This is a genomic window from Brevundimonas sp., from assembly GCF_036399195.1.
Taxonomy (GTDB): domain Bacteria; phylum Pseudomonadota; class Alphaproteobacteria; order Caulobacterales; family Caulobacteraceae; genus Brevundimonas.
This window is the reverse complement of record NZ_DASWNO010000225.1, coordinates 1-2,798: the sequence shown is the minus strand read 5'-3', so window position 1 is coordinate 2,798 and position 2,798 is coordinate 1. Positions and strand designations below refer to the sequence as shown.

The following is a 2,798-nucleotide window of genomic DNA, read 5'->3' as shown; positions in this document are numbered from 1 at the left end:
GATGCGGGCCGGAGCGGTCCAGATCGGCGCGCTCGACGGCGGAGCGGGCACCGACTCCCTGCTGTTCGACATCCTCAGCGGGGAAGCGTCGGTGACAGGCGCCATCACCGGCTGGGAGACCGTGCGCAAGACCGGTGCCGGCACGCTGACACTGCGCGACACGGGCACGATCAGCCCGGGTCTGTCGTTCCTTGCCGGAACGCTGCTGGCGGAAGGCACTCTCGGCGCGACGGCCATCTCCGCGCCGACCGGTGCGACCCTCGGCGGTTCAGGCAGCCTTGGCGCGGTCACCATCGCCGACGGGGCCACGCTCTCGCCCGGCGGCGCCGGGGCGGGCGTCGGCACGCTGACCATGTCGTCGCTAATCCTGTCCTCCACGAGCCGCCTGCTGTTCAATCTGGGAGCACCGGGGCAGGTCGGCGGCGCCGACAACGACCTCATCAACGTGACCGGCAATCTCACGCTCGACGGGCTGCTCGACATCAACCCGCGCGCGGCTTTCGGAGTGGGCGTGTACCGGCTGATCAATTACGGCGGAGCGCTTACTGACGGCGGTCTGACGATGGGGACGGCCCCGTCGGCGCGTTACGACGTCCAGACGTCCGTTGCCGGACAGGTAAACCTCGTCGTCGGCCTCATCGACGATCTCTCGATCCAGTTCTGGGATGATGGCGACACGTCGCCCGACGGCGTCGTGGATGGCGGCGCGGGCACCTGGAGCACCGGACGGACCAACTGGACCAATCTCGGCGGCACCGCCAACAACGCCTGGGCCGGGAATTTCGCCGTCTTCCAGAATGTCGGGGGCGCGGTCACGGTCGAGGGGCAGCAGGGCGTCACCGGCATGCAGTTCATGGCCAACGGCTATCGGCTGTCGGCAGGTGCGAACGGTGCGCTGTCGCTGAATGCGCCGCAAACGACGATCCGGATCGATCCGGGCATCACAGCCGAGCTGGCATTGCCGCTCATTGGCACGGGGACGCTGGTCAAGCGCGATCTCGGCACCCTCTTCCTGTCCGGCACCAACAGCTATTCCGGCGGCACCGTGATCCGCGAAGGCGTGCTGCGGGTGGCGAGCGATGGAGCATTAGGCGCGGCTGCGGGCGGAGTGACGCTGGATGGCGGCGTGTTGCGCTACGAAGCGGCCGCCTCGAGCGCGCGCGCCTTCACCATCGGCGCGGGCGGCGGCACGCTGGACGCGGCCAACGCCCTGACGCTGTCCGGCGCGATCGGCGGCGGCGGAGCCTTGACCAAGACGGGAGCCGGCACGTTGACGCTGAGCGGCAACTCGTCCGCCTACACGGGCTCCACCACGATCAGCGGCGGCGTGCTCAACATCACCGGCAGCCTCGGCGGATTGCTGACGATCGGGAGCGGGGCTCGCCTCGGCGGCACCGGCACGGTCGGCAGCGTGACGATCGCCTCGGGCGGTATCCTCGCACCGGGCAACTCGCCCGGGACGCTCAACGCCACCGGCAACGTGATCTTCCGCGCCGGCTCCTTTTACGACCTGGAGATCTCGGCAGCCGGTGCGCGTGACCTGCTCGCCGCGACCGGCACGGCGACCATCGAAGGGGGGACCGTTCGGGTCACCGCGCTCGATCCGGAGACCCAATATACGGACAACACCCGCTACACCTTCCTGACCGCGGCGGGCGGACGAACGGGGACTTTCACCGGCCTCACCGAGAACAGCGCCTTCCTGGACTTCATCCTTGGTTATGACGGCACCAGTGCCTTCGTCACGGTGGACGTGATCCGCACGTTCCCGGACGTCGCCCAGACCTTCAACCAGGACCAGGCCTCGACGGCCCTGATGGCGTTCAACGGCGGCGGCGCGGACGCGCTTGCGGTCTACAACCAGTTGCTGTTGCTGGACGAAGGACCGGCACGGGCCGCGTTCGATCGCGCGTCCGGCGAGATCTACGCGACCATGCTCGCCTCGGCGCTGCGCCGTGCAGACGGGGAAGCCCGCCGTCTTCTCGGGGTGGCACAGGCAGGATCGGGTGAGGGCTGGAGCCTGTGGGGCACGGTGTCGGGCGATTCCGGCGAAGTGGAAGGCGACGGCAACGGAGCGGCCTTCGAGCATGACGCCATCCGCGGCACGATAGGCGCCGATTACCGCGGCGCCGACAATGCGTGGGCGCTCGGCCTTGGCGGCGGCTATTGGAAGGGCGACACGACACTGTCCGCCCGGGCCAGCCGCGCCGAGACCGAAGGTTGGCATCTGGGTGGATATGCCCGCTACGGCACCGGCGGCGCCGGCGTCACGGCGACCCTTTCGGGCGCCTATGCTCAGGGCAAGGCAGAAGTTGCGCGAATCGTTTCAGCAGGGTCCATCACGCGCGCGGCAAGCGCCGACCTGGACGTCGACAGCTGGGCCGTCGCCGGCGAACTGCGCTACGGGTTCGAGCTCGGTCGCAGCCTCGCCGTCGGGCCGTTCGCGCGCGCATCGATGGCAGAAGGCGACCTCGGCAGTTTCAGTGAGGCCGGGGCGCAGAGCCTCAACCTCAGCGGGAGTGGGAGCAACCACGATGGCCGCACACGCTATGGCGGCGGTCTCTTCGGACGGTGGACCGGAGCCAGCGGGGCGATCGACGCGACCGTCGCCTATGTCACCGGCGGCGACGATCCGACCGAAGTCGGCCTCGTCATGACCGGCGCAGCGGGAGCGCCCTACCGCGTCCGGTCTGCCAGAGGCGACGGAGAGGGCGTCGAATTGGGCCTTGGCGGCCGCTTCGATCTTGGTGGCGGCTGGTCGATCGGCGCCGACGTGGCAGCCTTCAGTGGCGGCAACG

General features: G+C 69.4%; 1 protein-coding gene. It reads left to right on the top strand.

Annotation, left to right across the window (positions count from 1 at the left end; all coding sequences use genetic code 11):
- Positions 1–2,798, top strand: a 2,798-nt coding sequence (locus tag VGB60_RS09945; RefSeq protein ID WP_331038105.1) for an autotransporter outer membrane beta-barrel domain-containing protein, incomplete at both ends; no start/stop codon positions are given.